Genomic DNA, 18,137 nt, shown 5'->3' with positions numbered 1-18,137 from the left:
AACAAAATTACAACTAAACGCTCATTTTAACCACTAAAAACTGTGGTAAAGAGCGGTTTAACTAGTTTACTTTAAGTTTCCAACCACATTTTTTCTGATACTTAATCTCTTGATTTAGCTCACTTGCCATTAGCGGGTGGTTTTTTAACCAATCGCTTTCAAATTGAATAACTAACTCTTCATTTTCAGCTGTTATCTTAAAGTTAGGCAACACATCATCTTGGCGGCGCATAGATAAAATAACAGCAACACGTAATAGTCGAACGATATACGTTGCAACGCTACTGTGTGCGCCTAAATGATCTAAACATCCTTTTTGAAGGTCTGAACGATGGCTGTTGGCAATCGCAACGATCACTTTGTGTTCTGATTGCGAAAAACCTGGCATATCGGTATTTTCTAAAATGTAAGCGGTATGTTTGTGGTATTGCTTGTACTCTATTAATAAACCAATCTCATGAAGTTGCGCCACCGCATTTAAAAGCGGTAACCCACTTAATGCTTCTATCGGCCAATAATGATTAACTTCGCTAGCTAATTGTAAAGCTAAACCGGATACTCGCGATGCTTGCTTTTGATCAACATGATAACGGTTCATAAAACCATCAATGGTACGTTGGCGAATGTCGGTATTATGTAGCTCCGGTAGCATGCTATATAAAACACCTTCACGCAGAGCACCACCCGCTAACCCCATTTGTTCTATTTCTAGTGACTCAAACAGTGCAATTAAAATAGCCAGCCCAGATACAAACACTAACCGTCGCTCTTCACTTAACCCAGGCAAGTCGAGTTCAGCTATTGTTTTATAAGCTATGGATTGTTGTTTGATGGTGTATAGCTTTTCAAGAGTGAGCAATTCATTTAAATGTTGCGCCACCATAATTTCTTGAATAGCTTGCACTGTACCTGACGCACCTGAGGCAAGTTGCCAACCAGCCATTTTATATTCAGGTGCTATTTCATCAATAACTTTTCGTGCTGCTTTTATAGCAGCATTAAAGTTTGCTTCATTTAATTGGCAATCTTTAAAGTAGCGTTCGAGAAAAGTCACACAGCCGATATTAAGACTTTTATAGTGACGCGCTTCAAAACCTTGGCCAATAACAACCTCGGTACTCGCCCCACCAATATCAATAACCAGCTGCTTGCCAGTACATGAAGAGGTATGCGCAACCCCTTTATAAATAGTTCGCGCTTCTAGCTCGCCACTAATAACATTAACTTTATGCCCTAATATTTCTTCTGCACGTAGTTTAAAGTCGTCAGCGTTGGTTGCTAAGCGAAGTGTTGCAGTGGCAACAATGGTGATGTTTTGCGTAGGAATATCTTGCAACCGCTCTGCAAACAAGGCCAAACACTCCCAACCTCGTTGCATAGCCTCTAAGCTCAATAAATTATCATCATCAAGCCCAGCGGCGAGTCTTACTTTGCGTTTGACGCGACCTATTGTTTGTAAGCCACCCGCCACTGATTTGGCAATAAGCATATGAAAGCTATTTGAGCCCAAATCAATGACTGCATATACATTTTTTTGCGGTTTAAGTTGCCCCACCGTTCAAAAACCTCTAGTTACAAATACTATCAAACTAACGGTCGGTTAAGACCGTCCTTTTTGGTAACCATTATTTGGGCGACGTCCGTTGTTATTACTACGATTACGTGGACCGGTAGAAAAATTACGTTTTCTGTGAATAGTCGGCTTGGTCAAATCATCTAGCAATGCACTTTTATCGTAATGCGATAAAGGGATGCTGTGCTCGATGTACTCTTCAATTTCATGAAGGTTATAAGCATACTGCTCACACGCAAAGCTAATTGCATGACCCGAAGCGCCTGCACGAGCTGTACGACCAATACGGTGAACGTAATCTTCGCAATCATCAGGTAAGTCAAAGTTAAATACATGACTTACTTCTGGAATATGTAAACCACGCGCAGCAACATCGGTAGCCACTAAAAAGTCTAGCTCGCCTTTACTAAATTGCGCGAGTATTGATTGACGTTTCTTTTGGTTTACATCACCGGTGAGCATACCCACTCGATGTCCATCTGCTTTTAACCATGCATACACAGTTTCACAGCTGTGTTTGGTATTTGCAAAAACAATGGCTTTCTCAGGCCATTCTTCTTCAATCAAGGTTAACAACAGCTTAATTTTATCTTCTTGTGAAGGATGAAATAGCTCTTCTTGAATACGCTTACCCGTTTTTACATCGGGTTCTATTTGCACATGCTCTGGGTTTGTCATGTGTTCAAATGCAAGCTCTTGTACACGATACGATAGCGTAGCAGAGAATAATAAGTTTAAACGTTCTGATGTATCCGGCATACGACGGAACATATAACGGATATCTTTAATAAAGCCTAAATCGAACATACGATCGGCTTCATCTAGCACGACTACCTCAATTTCATTAAGGGTGTAACAGCCTTGCTTGTACAGATCTATTAGGCGACCTGTAGTACCAATTAAAATATCAACGCCTTTTTCTAGTTGTGCACGTTGTTTTTCGTAATCTTCGCCACCATATACTAAACCTAAGTTAAGATTACAGTGCGGCGCTAAAATTTTTGCATCTTTGTGTATCTGAATCGCAAGCTCCCGAGTTGGGGCCATGATCAGGGCTCTTGGATGTTTACTAGGTGCTTTGCTAGATTGTAATAACCGGTGGCATGTGGCGGTTAAAAACGCCAACGTTTTGCCTGTACCTGTTTGTGCTTGGCCCGCAATATCGCGCCCTTCACAAATAAACGGTAGGCATTTAGCTTGAATGGGTGTGCAATATTCAAACCCACTTTCGGTTAACCCGGCAACCACTTCCGGTGCAATAGCAAAGTCTGAAAACTTTTTATCGGTCAAATGTGTCTTAGTCATAGCGTTTAAGCATAACGTTTAAACTTGCAATAAGAAACAAGAGTGTTTAAATACGCACTAAATATTTCGCCTAACTAAACCGGAGAGCGCAATGAGCGAGAAAATAATCCAAATTACCGACGATAGCTTTGAAGCTGACGTATTACAATCAGACAAACCTGTACTAGTAGACTTTTGGGCTGAATGGTGCGGACCGTGTAAAATGATCGCCCCAATTCTAAGCGAAGTTGCTGAGGAATTTGATGGCCGTGTAACGATTACTAAATTAAACATTGACCAAAACGCAGGTACTCCACCTAAATTTGGTATTCGTGGTATTCCTACACTACTACTTTTCAAAGATGGTCAAGTAGCTGCAACTAAAGTAGGCGCACTATCAAAAACACAATTAGTTGAGTTTTTAGAAAACAACATCTAAGTGTAAATTTATAAAAAAAGGGCGCTCAGCCCTTTTTTTATTATTTATTTTACAGAAGTACTGGACGCTGCAGTAACGACCTGCTAGTTTATAAAGCCAACTAATCCTTAGTTATATTCAACAAACCTCACTCAACGATCTAATAAAGCGATTTTGAGTATGACAACTGTAATAAAGAACCCACCAATATGCATTTACGCGAATTAAAAGACAAGTCTATAAAAGAGCTTGTAAACTTAGCTGAGTCCATGGGGCTCGAAAACGTAGCCCGCTTAAGAAAGCAAGACATTATTTTTGCTATTCTTAAATCCCACGCCAAAGGCGGAGAGAATATCTTCGGCGGTGGTGTATTAGAAATTTTGCAAGATGGTTTTGGCTTTTTAAGATCATCAGAAGCTTCTTACTTAGCTGGCCCAGATGATATTTATGTATCTCCAAGCCAAATTCGCCGTTTTAGTATGCGTACTGGCGACTCTATTTCAGGTCTTATTCGTCCGCCAAAAGATGGTGAGCGTTACTTTGCTTTACTTAAAGTAAACGAAGTTAATTTTGATAAACCTGAAAACTCTCGCACTAAAATCCTTTTTGAAAACCTGACACCACTACATGCAAACGAACGTTTTCGTATGGAACGTGGTAACGGCAGTAAAGAAGATATTACCGCACGAGTTCTTGATTTAGCGTCACCCATTGGCCGCGGCCAACGTGGTTTATTAGTAGCACCGCCAAAAGCGGGTAAAACCATGTTGCTACAAAATATTGCGCAATCAATCACACATAACCACCCTGATGTTACATTAATGGTTTTACTTATTGATGAACGTCCGGAAGAAGTGACTGAGATGCAACGCCTAGTAAAAGGTGAAGTTATTGCATCAACATTCGATGAACCAGCATCTCGCCATGTACAGGTTGCTGAAATGGTTATCGAAAAAGCAAAGCGCTTAGTTGAGCACAAAAAAGACGTGGTGATTTTACTTGATTCAATCACACGTTTAGCACGTGCTTACAACACCGTTATTCCATCATCAGGTAAAGTATTGACCGGTGGTGTAGATGCTAATGCATTACATAAGCCTAAACGTTTCTTTGGTGCTGCACGTAACGTTGAAGAAGGCGGTAGCTTAACAATTATTGCGACTGCGCTTATTGATACCGGCTCTAAAATGGATGAAGTTATCTACGAAGAGTTTAAGGGTACGGGTAACATGGAACTACACCTTAACCGTAAAATTGCGGAAAAACGTGTATTCCCAGCTATCGACTTTAACCGTTCTGGTACGCGTCGTGAAGAATTACTTACTAAGCCTGATGAGCTCCAAAAGCTGTGGATTTTACGTAAGATAGTCCATGACATGTCAGAAATTGATGCCATGGAATTTTTAATCGATAAACTATCGATGAGTAAAACCAACGATGAGTTTTTTGATTCGATGAAACGTCAGTAATCTGAACGCTGGTGAAATAAGCATTTTTAAATAAAAAAGACACCAGATGGTGTCTTTTTTATTTTTAGAGTAAATCAGCTTATCCGTATTGCTTAAGCAGTACCAGCAAGTCATTTACTAATGTTGTTAACTTTTGAGTGTTAATTTGTGACTGAAGTAATTCGTCATCTAGTGCTTTTGCCACTAATGCTATTTCTTTAAACTCAAACATTTGTGCCGCACCTAAAACTCGGTGGCTATCTTTTTGCAGCGATTTATAATCTCCAACTTTAAAATGCTGTTCAATTAGCTCACTTTCTGTAATCAGGCTTTGTTTAAAACTCGCTACTAAATCACTCATATCTACATGGATACTTTCTGTCGATGAATCCTCATTTGCTGAGCTTAAGTATTTAGCTAAAACAGTGTAAAAAGATTCTTTGTCTATTGGTTTTGCTAAATAATCGCTAAAACCAAGTGATAAGTAGTGGTCAATCTCGTGGCTCATGGCATTGGCCGTTAACGCTAAAATAGGCTGCTCATAGCCACATTGTTTGAGTAGTTCAAACGCAGAAATACCATCCATAACGGGCATTTGAATATCTAAAAGCACCAAATCCGGATACAGTTTTAAACTTTGCTCTACGGCTTGCTCACCATTTTCAACGGCAATCACTTCAAGTCCTAGGGAGTGTAAATAACGACTGATCAGTTTGCGGTTATCACTGTGATCCTCAGCAAGCACCACCTTACCCGATAACAACCTATGCCCTGCAGCCGATTTAGCCTGCATATCATCGTGGCAAACTTGCTCTTCAACTTGTATACAAGGCAAATAGAACGAAAACTCACTGCCCTTTTTAAACTCACTCTGCACGCTAATATAGCCACCCATCATCGCTGCTAACTGCTGCGACAAACTCAAGCCCAAACCAGTACCGCCAAAACGTCGGCTAATGCTGTTATCTGCTTGGCTAAAGCATTCAAAAATAAGCTTAAGCTGTGAGGAGCTCATGCCAATTCCGGTATCTTGAATACAAAAGAGCAGCCCTTGATCCGTTTTGCTAACAGCAATTGTTACGTGCCCCTTATGAGTAAACTTAATGGCATTGGCGCATAAATTAATAAGTATTTGTTTTACTCGAGTTAAATCTAGCCGCGTAAAATAGGTATCACCTAACTGACTCTCTAATATCAGTGACAAGCCTTTCGCTTTAGTTTGTGGAGAAAACATAGCATGAACATCGTTGATCAATCGCACCATATCAAAACAGCTAATGTTAAGTTCTAGCCTGTTTGCTTCGATTTTACTTAAATCAAGCACATCATTAATCAGGCTTCTTAAATGCTCACTTTGTCGTTGTATTACCCTAAGCTCATCTTGTAATTGCTCAGCCTTGTACTGACCACTAATAAGATCATCTGTTTGCGCCAAAATAGCGGTTAATGGCGTTCTAATTTCATGGCTTATATTCGCTAAAAACTGGCTTTTAACCTCGTTAGCTTCACGCAGTTCTTGCGCCACACTTTGCAGCTCTTTGGTGCGCTGTTCAACTTGCTCACTCAGCTTTAACTTCGCTTGTTTTTCTGTTCGGCGTTTATAAACAGCAATTACTGTAATTAAAATCAATATGGCAACAATCACCAATAAGAACGTCAGCTGTGAACGTTTAGCTATTTGTAATTCTTGTAAGTATTGTTGCTGTTTTAATTGTTTAATTTCTTGGTTTAGCTGATTTGATTCAAACTGAATTTGAAATTGACTGACCGCTTTTGAGGCTTCTTCGGTATTAACACTGCGCTGATAATCAACATACTGTTGATGCAAATTTAACGCTTTTTCATAATTCCCTAAGCTAGCATGGATCAGCGCCTCAACCCCCAAACCGTCTTTTATGCGCATGCCATTATTATACTCTTTGGCAAGCGTAATTGAACGCTCTGAGGTTTCTTTGGCATTTTCTGTATCGCCTTGCACAAATTGAACAGTCGATAACACGTGTAAGGCAGCCGCTAGTAACGACTTATTATCAGCCTCAAGTGCAAACTGTTGCCCTGCATTAGCATGATATAACGCGACATCAAATTTATTTAATTTAAGATTAATTGTGGCTAAATTGGTGTGCTTAGTCGAAAGCTGAAAGGCGTTATTAACACTTTGATAGTAGCGCAAAGCTAATTGGTTGTAATGCAACGCTAACTGGTACTGCCTCGATTCAGTGTACGCCACACCCATGTTACCGTATACCTGTGCAACCCCATCGTCATCACCAAGCTCTTGAAAAACTTTTAAAACCTCACGATACATCTCAAGCGCGGACTCATACCGAGAGAGACGAATATAAATACCGGCAATATTATGTAATATATCGGCTTTATCTTGTGCGCTCCCCTCTTTTTCATAAATGACTTTAGCTTGCTGATAATAGTCGAGGGCTAGCTCCATGTTATACATATCAAAGTAAGCGAGCCCAATATTACTGAGTAAGTTAGCCTGTTTAATCGGGCTTTTAAGGGTAATGGCAATGTTTAACGCGCGATTATAATCAACGACCGCTTGTTGCACTAACCCTTGATAATAAAGCACCACGCCTTGCATTTTAATTGCACGAAAATAAAGTTTTGGCTGTTCTTTGAGGGTGCTATTCGCCTCTAGTAATTTAAAATACTTTAGTGCATTAGCTAAATCACTCTGTGTAAACGCCAGCTCCGCTAAGTCACTGTAAATGGTCACGCGTTGTAAATTTGGAAGATCAGGGTTAGCTAATATGTCTGTTGCAAGGCGGTGCTTTTTAGTCCATGTTTGCTCAAGATCGAACTGCTCAAACAAACTTGTCTGCTCATTGGATAAAGCGTCGTTTGATGCACCACTCAGTACAACCAAAAGACCAATAAAGCAGATGCGCTTTAACCGAGTCAGCATAAAAATATCCTTTAATCCTTGCTAGCCATAATAAAATGACACCCAAACAATATGTAAACATCTAATTTAGACCAATATAAAACAGGCATTCACGCCCACTCCTTGGGGTTTAATGTTACTTAGGTGTATGATAATTTGTTCAAGATACACCAATTAATAGATTGTAAACAATGCTTAACCCACTGATAGATGAGATTTTTGAACTATTAATCAATAATAAAGTGTGGATGGTTCATACTTTAGCATCGGAACTAAAAGAACGTGGGTTACTTGATACCTTAGCAGCTGATCCTGGGCGTGATTTATTTAAACGTAATTTTTTAATTATGAATGCACTTTATCAGTTACAGCAGCAAGTTATGCCAAAACAGCAGCTACTGATTAAAAGTTTACATATTGAGCTGGTAAGCGACCCTCGCCAAAACCAACTTCACCCAAACGATCCGCTGCGTGACTACTACTTAAACTGGCAAAACTTTGAAACATCAACAGCAGAAATTAACGCATTATTAGATAGCTTTTGGCAACGTTTCAGTAAGCCTAAACAACATGAAGCGCCTTTAAGTGCTCAGCAACATCAGCAATTAATCGCTCGCTGGCAATTAGTACAACCAATTACCTTAAAAACATTACAAAAGCGTTGGCGACAACTAGCCGTTCAGCATCATCCAGACAAACAAGGGGGTGATAATGAAGTGTTTAAACAATTAAAAATGGAATATGAGCAACTCAAGGCGAGCTGCTCATCTTAAAACGTAAAACTAGCGCGTCAGGCGACGAGCACGGATTTTACGCCCTTTAATATTGCCTTCGGTTAATTTACGTAACGCGGGTTTAGATGAGTTACGCTCTACCGCGACAAAAGCCACGTTATCAAGTACATTAATTTTACCCACTTGGCGCCCTGCTATACCATCTTTACCTGTTAATGCGCCTAAAATGTCGCCGGCACGCACTTTTTGTTTTTTACCCGCATCTATCATCAATGTCACCATTTCAGGTTTGTATGGAGGCTTATCTAATAGGTTATAAGATGGCATTGGCTCAGGGGTAAAATCACGCTCATAGTGGTCACCAATTTGCGCTACTTTAAATTGCTCAGCATCACCGTAAATAGAACACGCAATGCCTTTTTTGCCCGCTCGCCCGGTACGCCCTACACGGTGAACATGCGTTTGTGGATCATGCGCTAAGTGATAGTTAATTACCATGTCCATATCATCAATATCTAAGCCGCGTGCTGCTACATCGGTTGCCACTAAAATAGACGCACTCTTATTGGCAAAATGAATCAATGTACGCTCACGGTCACGCTGCTCTAAATCGCCATGCAATGCAACGGCGCTGAAGCCTTCATCGGCTAAATCATCACATACTTGCTGTGTTTCTACCTTGGTATTACAAAACACCACACAACTTTGTGGGGTAAATTTAAGTAATAGTAATTTAAGGGTTGGATAACGTTGCTTATTATTATCCATTTTATAGAAGTATTGCTTGATAGTGCTTTTTTCTTGCTGCTCTTCTACTTTAATCATTTCAGGGTTGCTCAGAACACGCTTTGCAATGGCTTCGATTGATTTTGGAAAAGTCGCGCTAAATAACAATGTTTGACGATTTGTTGGAATACACTCAATTATGGCATCGAGGGTGTCTTGAAAACCCATATCAAGCATTTGGTCGGCTTCATCAAGTACCAGCGTTTCAACATCATCTAAGCGCAATGTACCTTTACGAATATGGTCGTCAACTCGCCCTGGTGTACCTACAATAATATGCGCACCATGTTCAAGTGAGGCAATTTGAGGACCAATTGATACCCCGCCACACAAAGTTAAAATTTTAATATTATGAATACCGCGTGCTAATTTGCGCATTTCAACCGCTACCTGCTCTGCAAGCTCACGGGTTGGGCACAGCACTAACGACTGAATACGAAAGCGTTTAACATTCAGCTTGGCTAAAACGCCTAAACTAAATGCCGCTGTTTTACCTGAGCCTGTTTTGGCTTGGGCAATAATATCTTTGCCATTTAAAACGGGTGGTAGGCTTTGCGCCTGTACAGGCGTCATTTGGGTGTAGCCGAGCGTTGATAAATTATCAACTAACCCTGAAGGTAAGGCCAACGATGAAAAAGCAGTTGCAGTCACAGTAAATTCCATAGCAAAAAAATAACTTGAGAAAAGTCTCAATAAATATGCGGCTAATAATAGCAGATTTAACAATTAGCAACCATTAACAACGCACGATAAAAAGTGCAAATAAAGATATTGCAAATGATAGTTATTTTTATTAAGATCCGCAGCGTTTTACTATTCTAATAACTCTAAGCCGGAAGCTACTAATGAAATTTAACCCACTTTTTATCGCACTTTTAGCCAGTACCTCTGCAAATGTATTCGCCAACACCGCAAATATAGAGCGCATTGAAGTAAAAGGCAGTTACTTCAACGACTACAAAGTAGATAATGCCAGTGGGCCAATGAGAACCTCAACCTCATTACTCGATACCGCACAATCAGTCACTGTTATTACAGATACAATTGTAAATGAGCAACTAGCAACCACCTTAGGTGAAGTACTAAGTAACGATGCGAGTTTAACGCCAGGATCTAAGCAACGTAATCGTGAAGTATTTAACTTACGTGGTTTTGAGTTAAGCTCATCAACCGGCTACCTGCGTGATGGCCACCAGCATTGGTCGCACTATCAACAACCCATTGAAATTTTAGAGCAAGTTGAAGTAATTAAAGGACCATCGAGTATTTTGTACGGCCAATCGGGCCCTGGCGGCTTAGTAAATATGGTGACCAAAAAGCCAACCGCACAAACGTTATTTAATGCCAGTGCCGATGTCGATCAACATGGCTCAACTCGCTTTATGCTTGATGCTGGCGGCGCATTGACTGAAGCTGAAGATTTACGTGCCCGTGGCGTATTAGTAAAACAAGACGTTGAATACTGGCGTGAGTATCAAAACGGTGATAACCGCGAACGCGATCGTTTTTTAGGTGCATTAGTGGTTGATTACGATATTAGCGATAACGCCTTAGTACGTGTTCACTATGACCGTACTGATGACGAAGCAGGTCTAGATACGGGTGCTTGGATCGATAATGATGCCAATATCATTGGTAACGATAAAACAATTCGTGACATGTCTTGGGCCTTTACCGACATCACCGTTGAAAACATGGGCATTGATTTTAAGGTGTTTTTAACCGACAACTGGCACGTAAATTTAGGCTACAACGAGCAAACATTTGAACGCCAACGCTTTGAGTCAGCACCACGTAAGCCAAGTGACTTTATCGAAGGCGATAGTTATCAGTCACGCCCTTACGATCGCTTTGATGATTGGCAGTTTAAAACTGCTTTTATCGACTTTATTGGCGAATTTGAAACCGTGGGTGTGCATCATCAATTACTTGTAGGCGTTAACTCTCTGGATTATTACTACGGCCAATTACGAACCTCTGCTGATGCAATTAATTTTTCTGCCGGTCAAAATGAGCCTAACCGCCCAAATATAAGTTACAAATCAGATGATACTATTAGCTCATCTGCCTACGATTACTACGGGATTTATATTCAAGATTTGATTTCGTTCTCGCCTAAATGGCAACTATCACTAGGTGGTCGTTACGATAAACAAAGTAAAGAAAACAGCAATAACGAATCGTTCGTACCTAAGGTCGGCGTACTTTACCATCCAAATGCATCAGCAACCGTATACGCAAGTTACTCGGAAGGATTTGAGCCGCAAAACGAAACATTAGAAAATGAAAATGATGTTAATAATGGCATGAAACTCGATGCCATTACCTCTGAGCAACGAGAAGTTGGGGTTAAATGGCAACTGTTTGATGATCGATTAATGCTCAGCGGCGCCCTATTTGATATTAGTAAAACAGGCACCTTAGTGAGCGAAAATCTGATTAACCCTATTGGTGATATAACCAGCATAACCACGCAAGCAGGTGAACAACGCCATAAAGGCTTTGAACTTTCTGCACAAGGTGCTGCTACCGATCGTTTATTTGTTATGGCATCAACCATGTATTTAGATGCTAACTATGAACGAGATGAAGAATTAGAAGGTAAGCGCCCAACCGATGCACCAAAGTGGTCTGCCTCACTTTGGACCCGTTATGAACTCAACGACGCCATTGCTTTTAATGCCGGCGCTTTTTATGAAGGTGAACGTTTTGCCGATAATGCCAATACAGTAACAAAACAGGGATATACCCGTGTTGATGTTGGCGCAACATACGCACTTAAGGTAAGTAATACAGATATTAACCTGCGTTTAAACATTGAAAACTTATTCGATAAAAACTACCTAGCCGGTGGTGGATTAAATAACGTGACGGTAGGTGAAGGCACAAACGTGCGTTTAGCAGCGCAATTTAGCTTTTAAATACAAACTTTAAAAATCCATAGCCCACCTTAATTTGAGGTGGGCTTTTTTTTGAACTGACTTTTGAACCCACTGAATAGCCTACTCATCTCATCTATTTTTTATCCTGTTTGTTACATGCTTTAATGGTGTTAATCATTACAAAGGCTCTCTGAATATGAAACAATTGCTCACAGCACTCCTATTTACCACCAGCATGACGGTAAGCGCCAACAACAGTGAATTCACTGCAAAACAGCTACAACAAGTAGATGAGGTGCGCACCACCGCCCTTAAAAGTGATTTAAGCTATCAATTACTAGAATCACTCACCACAGAAATAGGCCCGCGCCTACCTGGCACCGAAAACGATAAAAAAGCCGTTGCTTGGGCAAAAGCAAAGTTTGATGAATTGGGCTTTGATAAAGTCTGGTTAGAAGAAGCAACCTTCCCTGAATGGCGTCGCTATAGCGAAAGTGGAAAAATACTCATTCCAAGCGAGCAACCTCTGCATTTAACAGCACTTGGTAACAGCATTAGTACACCCAAAGAGGGGATCAGCGCACCTGTCGTCTTATTCGAAACCCTTGACGAATTAAAAGCCGCACCGGCTAATAGCTTAAAAGGTAAAATTGCTTATATTAATTACCGTATGAACCGTGATATTGACGGCAATGGTTATGGCCCCGCGGTAAAAGCCCGTGCTACCGGAGCAATTGAAGCGGCTAAAAAAGGCGCTGTTGCCTATATGATGCGCTCAGTTAGCACTGGCCACCATCGCTTTGCACATACCGGCGGTAGCTATTATAAAGAAGGGGTAACTAAAATACCTAACGTGACTATTGCCAATCCTGATGCTGACCAAATAGCACGATTAGTCGCATTAAACAAAGACGTGTCGGTTAATATTAATGTACAAACCGAAAACCTAGGCGAGGGCACTGGTTATAACGTCATTGGCCAATTTAATGGTACTGAAAACCCTGAGCAATATGTACTTATTGGTGGACACTTAGATTCGTGGGATTTAGGTACTGGCGCTCTGGATGATGGCGCTGGCGTTGCCTTAACCATGGCAGCAGCAAAGCATATTAGTGATGTAAAACGTCCTAAGCGCAGTATTCGCGTTGTGCTTTTTGCAGCTGAAGAACTCGGCCTTTGGGGCGCAAAAGCGTATTTTGCAAAGCATAAAAATGAGCTTAATAACATTGTAGCTGCTGCAGAGTCTGACTTTGGTGCTGATGTAGTTTATGGCTTTGAATCAAATGTAAACGCAGCTTCACTGCCAGTAGTGCGCGCGATTGCCAAAGAGCTTGCGCCATTAAATATTGAATACATTGGCCAAAATGAAGCTAAAGGCGGCCCCGATCTCATCCCATTTAAAAATGCAGTTTCTGCACCTATTTTTGAACTGGCACAAGATGGTACTGACTACTTTGATTACCACCATACAGCGGATGACACCCTTGATAAAGTGACACCCGCTAAACTTCGTCAAAACACCGCTGCTTATGCTGTATTTGCGTTAATGGCCGCCGACGCTAAAACGACCATTAAACCAAAAGCACGCACTAAAGAGTAACTGACATAATTACTTACAGTTTGCTGCTTTAACTAATACGCTCATTGTTTTAACTTAAAGAGAATTAAAACAGGGAGCGTATTTTCATGCTGCTTTTCAATACCAGTCAGTCTTTTCCTCATTTTACACAAGTACAGTGCTGCCCTAATTGCAAAAGTAACAGCTATCACTTAGTTAACCAAAGCCGCTTTTTGCGCTTTACTATTCTTCCTATATTTCCGATAAAGTTGAGCTATAAACGCGAGTGCTATCAATGTGGACATTGTGAGCCTACAAGCATTAAAAATTTACCCCTGTTCGAAAAGCTAAGCCTACCCAAATACTGTATTGGGTTAGTTTTATTGCTGTGGGTATTGTTATTTTTTTACCAAAAACACCTTAATGCTGAGGCGCTAAAACAAAGTTATTTAACCAACCCCAAAGCCTACGATACCTATTTAGTAAAGGCCGATAAATTCACTCATGAACCGTGGACACTGACTAATTTAAAAGTAGCGCAAGTGCTGAGCTTTGATCAGCAATTTATGACGTTTCAGGTGAGTAATTACAGCTATAAGCGCAGCAGCGCTATAACCACAGCAATGCGTGCCAGTTTATTAGTGCAAAGAGATTACTTTTCGTCTAAAACCATCACCCTACCTCGTAATGAAATAAAACGCTTATACAAGGATGACATCATATTCGACGTGCTGCGCCCCTATGCAAATAGTTTATATGGTGGATTTGTGATGTTTCCGCCACAGCCAAAACCTTTATATAAAGGAGTAAAGCTCGATAAAAATAATCAACAAGGAATTATGTACCACAAAGATGGGCAATACGATGAAGCGCTAGAAAGCTTTACTCTTGCAGCGCAAACAGGTTCTCAATGGGGGCAACTAAATCTGGCGCAAATGTATCGCGACGGGCAAGGCACAGAGAAAAACGCCCCACAAGCTATTTATTGGTATAAAAAAGCCATTGCTCAAGGTAATAGCAAAGCTAAACACGAACTTGAGCAATTATGTAAAAGTGCACAATGTGAATAATGTAAAGTAGCGCGATTACGCCGCGCTACTATGGGTTTTAAAGAGCTTAGTATAGGTTACATGCATAATAACAATAACCAAACCCGCAACCACACCAAGTAAGCCATCAAATACTAAAGGGGCTAGCATCTCACCTACCCCACCTAAAGTTGACTGGGCGTAATGTGTGATATCAATCTGCGTATGATGCAGTAACTCAACACCATGCACTAAAATTCCACCCCCAACTAAAAACATGGCGATTGTACCTGCAAAGGCTAAAAACTGCATAAGTCGGGGAGCTGCTGCAAGTAGGCCTTTACCCAGTAATTCTTTAAATTTATTTGCAGAGAGTTTTGATTGGTTAAGTAAATACAATCCAGCATCATCAAGTTTTACAATTCCAGCTACCAGTCCATAAACACCAATTGTCATGATGATGGCAATAACACTTAGCACCAGTGCTTGATTCATTAACGTAGCCCCAGCCACAGTCCCTAAGGTAATTACAATAATTTCAGCAGACAGAATAAAGTCAGTACGAATAGCGCCTTTTACTTTTTGCTTTTCATATTCAACTAAATCTAACTTTTCATCATCATCTATCGTTTCCTCATGGTGAGGTAAAAAGCGAGCAAATACTTTTTCAGCGCCTTCAAAACATAAAAATAAACCACCCATCATTAAAAGTGGCGTAATTAGCCAAGGCAACCACACACTAATTAATAACGCAGCCGGGACTAATATCGCTTTATTTAAAAACGACCCTTTTGCTACCGCCCATACTACCGGCAGCTCTCTATCGGCAGTGACCCCTGTAACTTGCTGCGCATTGAGCGCCAAGTCATCTCCTAGTACGCCTGCCGTTTTTTTAGTCGCAACTTTACTCATAGTCGCAATATCATCAAGTAAGGTCGTTATATCATCAAGTAATGTTAAGAGGTTAGTGCCAGCCATGATATTCCCTAGCTAAAAATAAGAGCTTAAACATAACGTAAAGCCTTATTTTCACCAACGGTTAATTTAGCTTTGCTAAGCTCATAATTAACCAAGCGACTAAATAAGTAAAACACAGCCTAATGAAACACTACGCCATTACTATTGCTTTAATAGCCCTGGTTGCATGCAATGAGCAACCCATTACAACAAACTACATGTGCGATAACACCGCTGCACAGCTAGATATTATTAGCAACAAACAGGCGACGCTCCGCTTTAATAAGCATGATTATTTATTAACTCATGAGGTGAGTGCCTCTGGTAGCAAATATATAAATACCAAGGTACTGTTTTGGAGTAAGGGCGAGCAAGCTATGCTAATAATTAACGGTAAAAAATATCAATGCACAAGCAATTAACCACTAACTAACAACATATTAAAAAACTTGCTACACTAACAAAAGTCTTAATACTGTTGATAAAGTTATGCATTCTATCGCTATAAAACATAAAATAATTTTAGCCTTTTCAGCTATTGGCCTGTTAATGCTTACCAGCTGCATATTTTTTTACTGGTCACTCCATCAAATCAGTACCACTAATTCGCGCATAGAAACGCTAGCGGTTCCGGTACAGCAAGCGAGTAAAGACCTGCGTTTATCGCTACTTTCAATTACTAAATTTAACGCCATTGCTTACAGCCAAACTAAACTTGATTTACTACTGCAAAATAAAAAGCAAGCACACGCAGAGCAAACACAGTTTTTTAATAAATTAGAGACGCTAAAAGCACAAGTTGCCAAGCAACAAAGTATGCAAACATTACTTGTTACTATTCATAATGACTTCACTAAACTAAATACTATAAGCAACGACATGCTTGCAACAAAAGAGCAACGCTTTAAGGCGCAAAGTACCGCCGCAGCACTGACAGTTACCTTTAATGAACAGCTTCGCGATCTGAGTAACCAATTACTTGATATAGAGCTTATAAACGTAGCGGGCAACCAGCAATCGCTTTTAAATGCAGTCTTTGGCACAGCGACTCGAATTGATGATTTATTATTTACTCTAAACAATAATGTCAAAGGCATTGGGCAAGTAACCACCTCTGAAGATATCAATGCCCACCAACAGGACACTTCTTTTTTACTCGATAATATTCAATCTAATCTTAGTTATTTAGAGCAACAAGCCTCTCCTATTGCAAATAAGCTCAACACCAATGAGTTAATAGCGGCGTTTAACGATTTAAGCAGCCTATTAAATAATCCTGATGGGCTGTATGCATTGCAGAACACTGTACTCAATAGCAAAGACAAGGTTGATCAGCGGTTTGAAAGTTTTCAACATGCTTTTATCATTATAGAAAATCAGCTAATTGAGCTTAATAAACTTGCAGACACGCGCTTTAACTCCCTGCAAGAGAGCGCTAAGTCAGCAATCAATACCGGCTCTAGCTTAGTTATTATTATTGCTTTTGTTTTAATTGTTTTGCTGGTTATTATTTCAGTGTTTACTACTAACGCCATGCTAAAACCACTTAAAAAGGTGAATAAAGAACTCGCACGCATAGCCTCAGGTGACTTTTCACAGCGTAGTAATCCTCTAAGTAAAGACGAATTTGGTACCTTACTGCATAATACCAATAAGCTTTGTGATGATTTAACTCACCTAATAAAAGGGATCAGTAACGACGCCTACGAACTCGATAATTCAGCCATTCAAACCAGTGAAAAAGGGCAACAAATGACCATCGTTGCTAAGCAACAGCTGGAACGCAGCGCACAAGCAACCTCATTAGCGCAACGTATGCTACAAAGCTCACAAGCCGTTTACGAACAAGCGCAGAGTACCTCAAATGAAATAACGAATGCCTCGCAGTTTGCAAATGATGTCAATGACATTGCAAACAACAATAGCCAAAGTATTGAATCTCTTTTAAGCCGCCTAGATAAAGCAGTTAGCAGCACCGAAGAGCTTGCACAATACACCAAACTGATTGGCGCTATTGTTGATACGATTAGCAGTATTGCAGAGCAAACCAATTTGCTAGCGCTTAATGCGGCCATTGAAGCAGCAAGAGCCGGTGAACATGGTCGAGGATTTGCCGTAGTGGCTGATGAAGTGCGTTCGCTTGCAGCACGAACACAAAGCTCCACTAGCGAAATAACCACCATGATCAACACACTACAACAACATACTCAGTCTACCCAAGCTGAAATAAATGATGGTCAACAACAAGCCAAACATTGTGTTGAAAACAGTACTGAACTAAATGCAGCCGTTGAGCGTATCAAAAGCACGTTAGTATCGGTCAATGCAATGAGCAAAGACATTGCCCATGCATCGCATGAACAACTTGCAAACAGCACTGATATCCAACAAATAATGGCTAAGGTAACCGATCATGCCACCTTAAATGCCGACAATGCGACGACCCTAGCAAGCGAAAGTGAAGATGTTAATCAACTTGCACACTCTTTAAAAGGTGCGGTAGAGCGCTTTAAGTTTTAAGTGCAAGTAATGACTTGGCTTGCATGAACTGGGTATAATACTTTTAA

13 protein-coding genes are annotated in these 18,137 nt (G+C 40.4%); 8 read left to right on the top strand and 5 right to left on the bottom strand.

What is annotated here, in order from left to right; genetic code table 11:
• Positions 1 to 61: 61 nt before the first annotated feature.
• Both gppA and rhlB read right to left on the bottom strand, forming a co-directional pair.
• Positions 62 to 1,555, bottom strand: a complete 1,494-nt coding sequence (gene gppA / locus ACTRWE_RS06775) for a guanosine-5'-triphosphate,3'-diphosphate diphosphatase (protein WP_462879718.1) — start codon at positions 1,553 to 1,555, stop codon at positions 62 to 64.
• 45 nt (positions 1,556 to 1,600) lie between these two features.
• Entirely contained in the window at positions 1,601 to 2,878 is a 1,278-nt protein-coding gene (gene rhlB, locus ACTRWE_RS06770) for an ATP-dependent RNA helicase RhlB (RefSeq protein WP_010392673.1), read from the bottom strand.
• Positions 2,879 to 2,969: 91 nt separating this feature from the next.
• Here rhlB and trxA point away from each other — a divergent pair, with 91 nt between their 5' ends.
• Both trxA and rho read left to right on the top strand, forming a co-directional pair.
• A complete protein-coding gene (trxA, locus tag ACTRWE_RS06765; RefSeq protein ID WP_013463750.1) occupies positions 2,970 to 3,296 on the top strand; it encodes a thioredoxin TrxA in 327 nt (108 codons plus the stop codon).
• A 188-nt stretch (positions 3,297 to 3,484) separates the two neighbouring features.
• Complete coding sequence (gene rho / locus ACTRWE_RS06760; RefSeq protein WP_013463749.1) at positions 3,485 to 4,744, top strand: transcription termination factor Rho; 1,260 nt, start codon at positions 3,485 to 3,487, stop codon at positions 4,742 to 4,744.
• A 79-nt stretch (positions 4,745 to 4,823) separates the two neighbouring features.
• On the opposite strand, the gene ACTRWE_RS06755 is transcribed toward rho, so the two are convergent.
• On the bottom strand, positions 4,824 to 7,646 hold the full coding sequence (locus ACTRWE_RS06755) for a tetratricopeptide repeat protein (RefSeq protein ID WP_036957157.1): 2,823 nt from the start codon (positions 7,644 to 7,646) through the stop codon (positions 4,824 to 4,826).
• A 170-nt stretch (positions 7,647 to 7,816) separates the two neighbouring features.
• On the opposite strand from ACTRWE_RS06755, the gene ACTRWE_RS06750 reads away from it, so the two are divergent.
• Entirely contained in the window at positions 7,817 to 8,398 is a 582-nt protein-coding gene (locus ACTRWE_RS06750; protein ID WP_024601995.1) for a DNA-J related domain-containing protein, read from the top strand.
• A 9-nt stretch (positions 8,399 to 8,407) separates the two neighbouring features.
• On the opposite strand, the gene dbpA is transcribed toward ACTRWE_RS06750, so the two are convergent.
• A complete protein-coding gene (dbpA, locus tag ACTRWE_RS06745) occupies positions 8,408 to 9,796 on the bottom strand; it encodes an ATP-dependent RNA helicase DbpA (RefSeq protein ID WP_462879717.1) in 1,389 nt (462 codons plus the stop codon).
• A gap of 194 nt (positions 9,797 to 9,990) precedes the next feature.
• On the opposite strand from dbpA, the gene ACTRWE_RS06740 reads away from it, so the two are divergent.
• The 3 genes from ACTRWE_RS06740 to ACTRWE_RS06730 all read left to right on the top strand — a co-directional run bounded on the left by ACTRWE_RS06740 (position 9,991) and on the right by ACTRWE_RS06730 (position 14,655).
• Complete coding sequence (locus ACTRWE_RS06740) at positions 9,991 to 12,066, top strand: TonB-dependent siderophore receptor (protein ID WP_462879716.1); 2,076 nt, start codon at positions 9,991 to 9,993, stop codon at positions 12,064 to 12,066.
• Between the two features lie 157 nt (positions 12,067 to 12,223).
• Positions 12,224 to 13,627, top strand: a complete 1,404-nt coding sequence (locus ACTRWE_RS06735; RefSeq protein ID WP_462879715.1) for a M20/M25/M40 family metallo-hydrolase — start codon at positions 12,224 to 12,226, stop codon at positions 13,625 to 13,627.
• A gap of 86 nt (positions 13,628 to 13,713) precedes the next feature.
• Positions 13,714 to 14,655: a tetratricopeptide repeat protein gene (locus ACTRWE_RS06730; RefSeq protein WP_462879714.1), complete on the top strand. Its 942-nt coding sequence runs from the start codon at positions 13,714 to 13,716 to the stop codon at positions 14,653 to 14,655.
• Between the two features lie 15 nt (positions 14,656 to 14,670).
• Here the strand turns inward: ACTRWE_RS06730 and ACTRWE_RS06725 are convergent, their stop codons facing one another.
• Complete coding sequence (locus tag ACTRWE_RS06725; protein WP_076922610.1) at positions 14,671 to 15,591, bottom strand: DUF808 domain-containing protein; 921 nt, start codon at positions 15,589 to 15,591, stop codon at positions 14,671 to 14,673.
• 122 nt (positions 15,592 to 15,713) lie between these two features.
• Between ACTRWE_RS06725 and ACTRWE_RS06720 the strand changes: the two genes are divergently transcribed.
• Complete coding sequence (locus ACTRWE_RS06720; protein WP_013463741.1) at positions 15,714 to 15,992, top strand: MliC family protein; 279 nt, start codon at positions 15,714 to 15,716, stop codon at positions 15,990 to 15,992.
• A 67-nt stretch (positions 15,993 to 16,059) separates the two neighbouring features.
• Positions 16,060 to 18,090 (top strand): methyl-accepting chemotaxis protein, encoded by a 2,031-nt coding sequence (locus tag ACTRWE_RS06715; RefSeq protein WP_462879712.1) that lies wholly within the window; start codon positions 16,060 to 16,062, stop codon positions 18,088 to 18,090.
• The last annotated feature ends 47 nt before the right edge of the window (positions 18,091 to 18,137 follow it).

Source organism: Pseudoalteromonas sp. G5_S1_54_S4, assembly GCF_054968565.1.
This window is presented reverse-complemented; position numbering and strand designations above follow the sequence as displayed.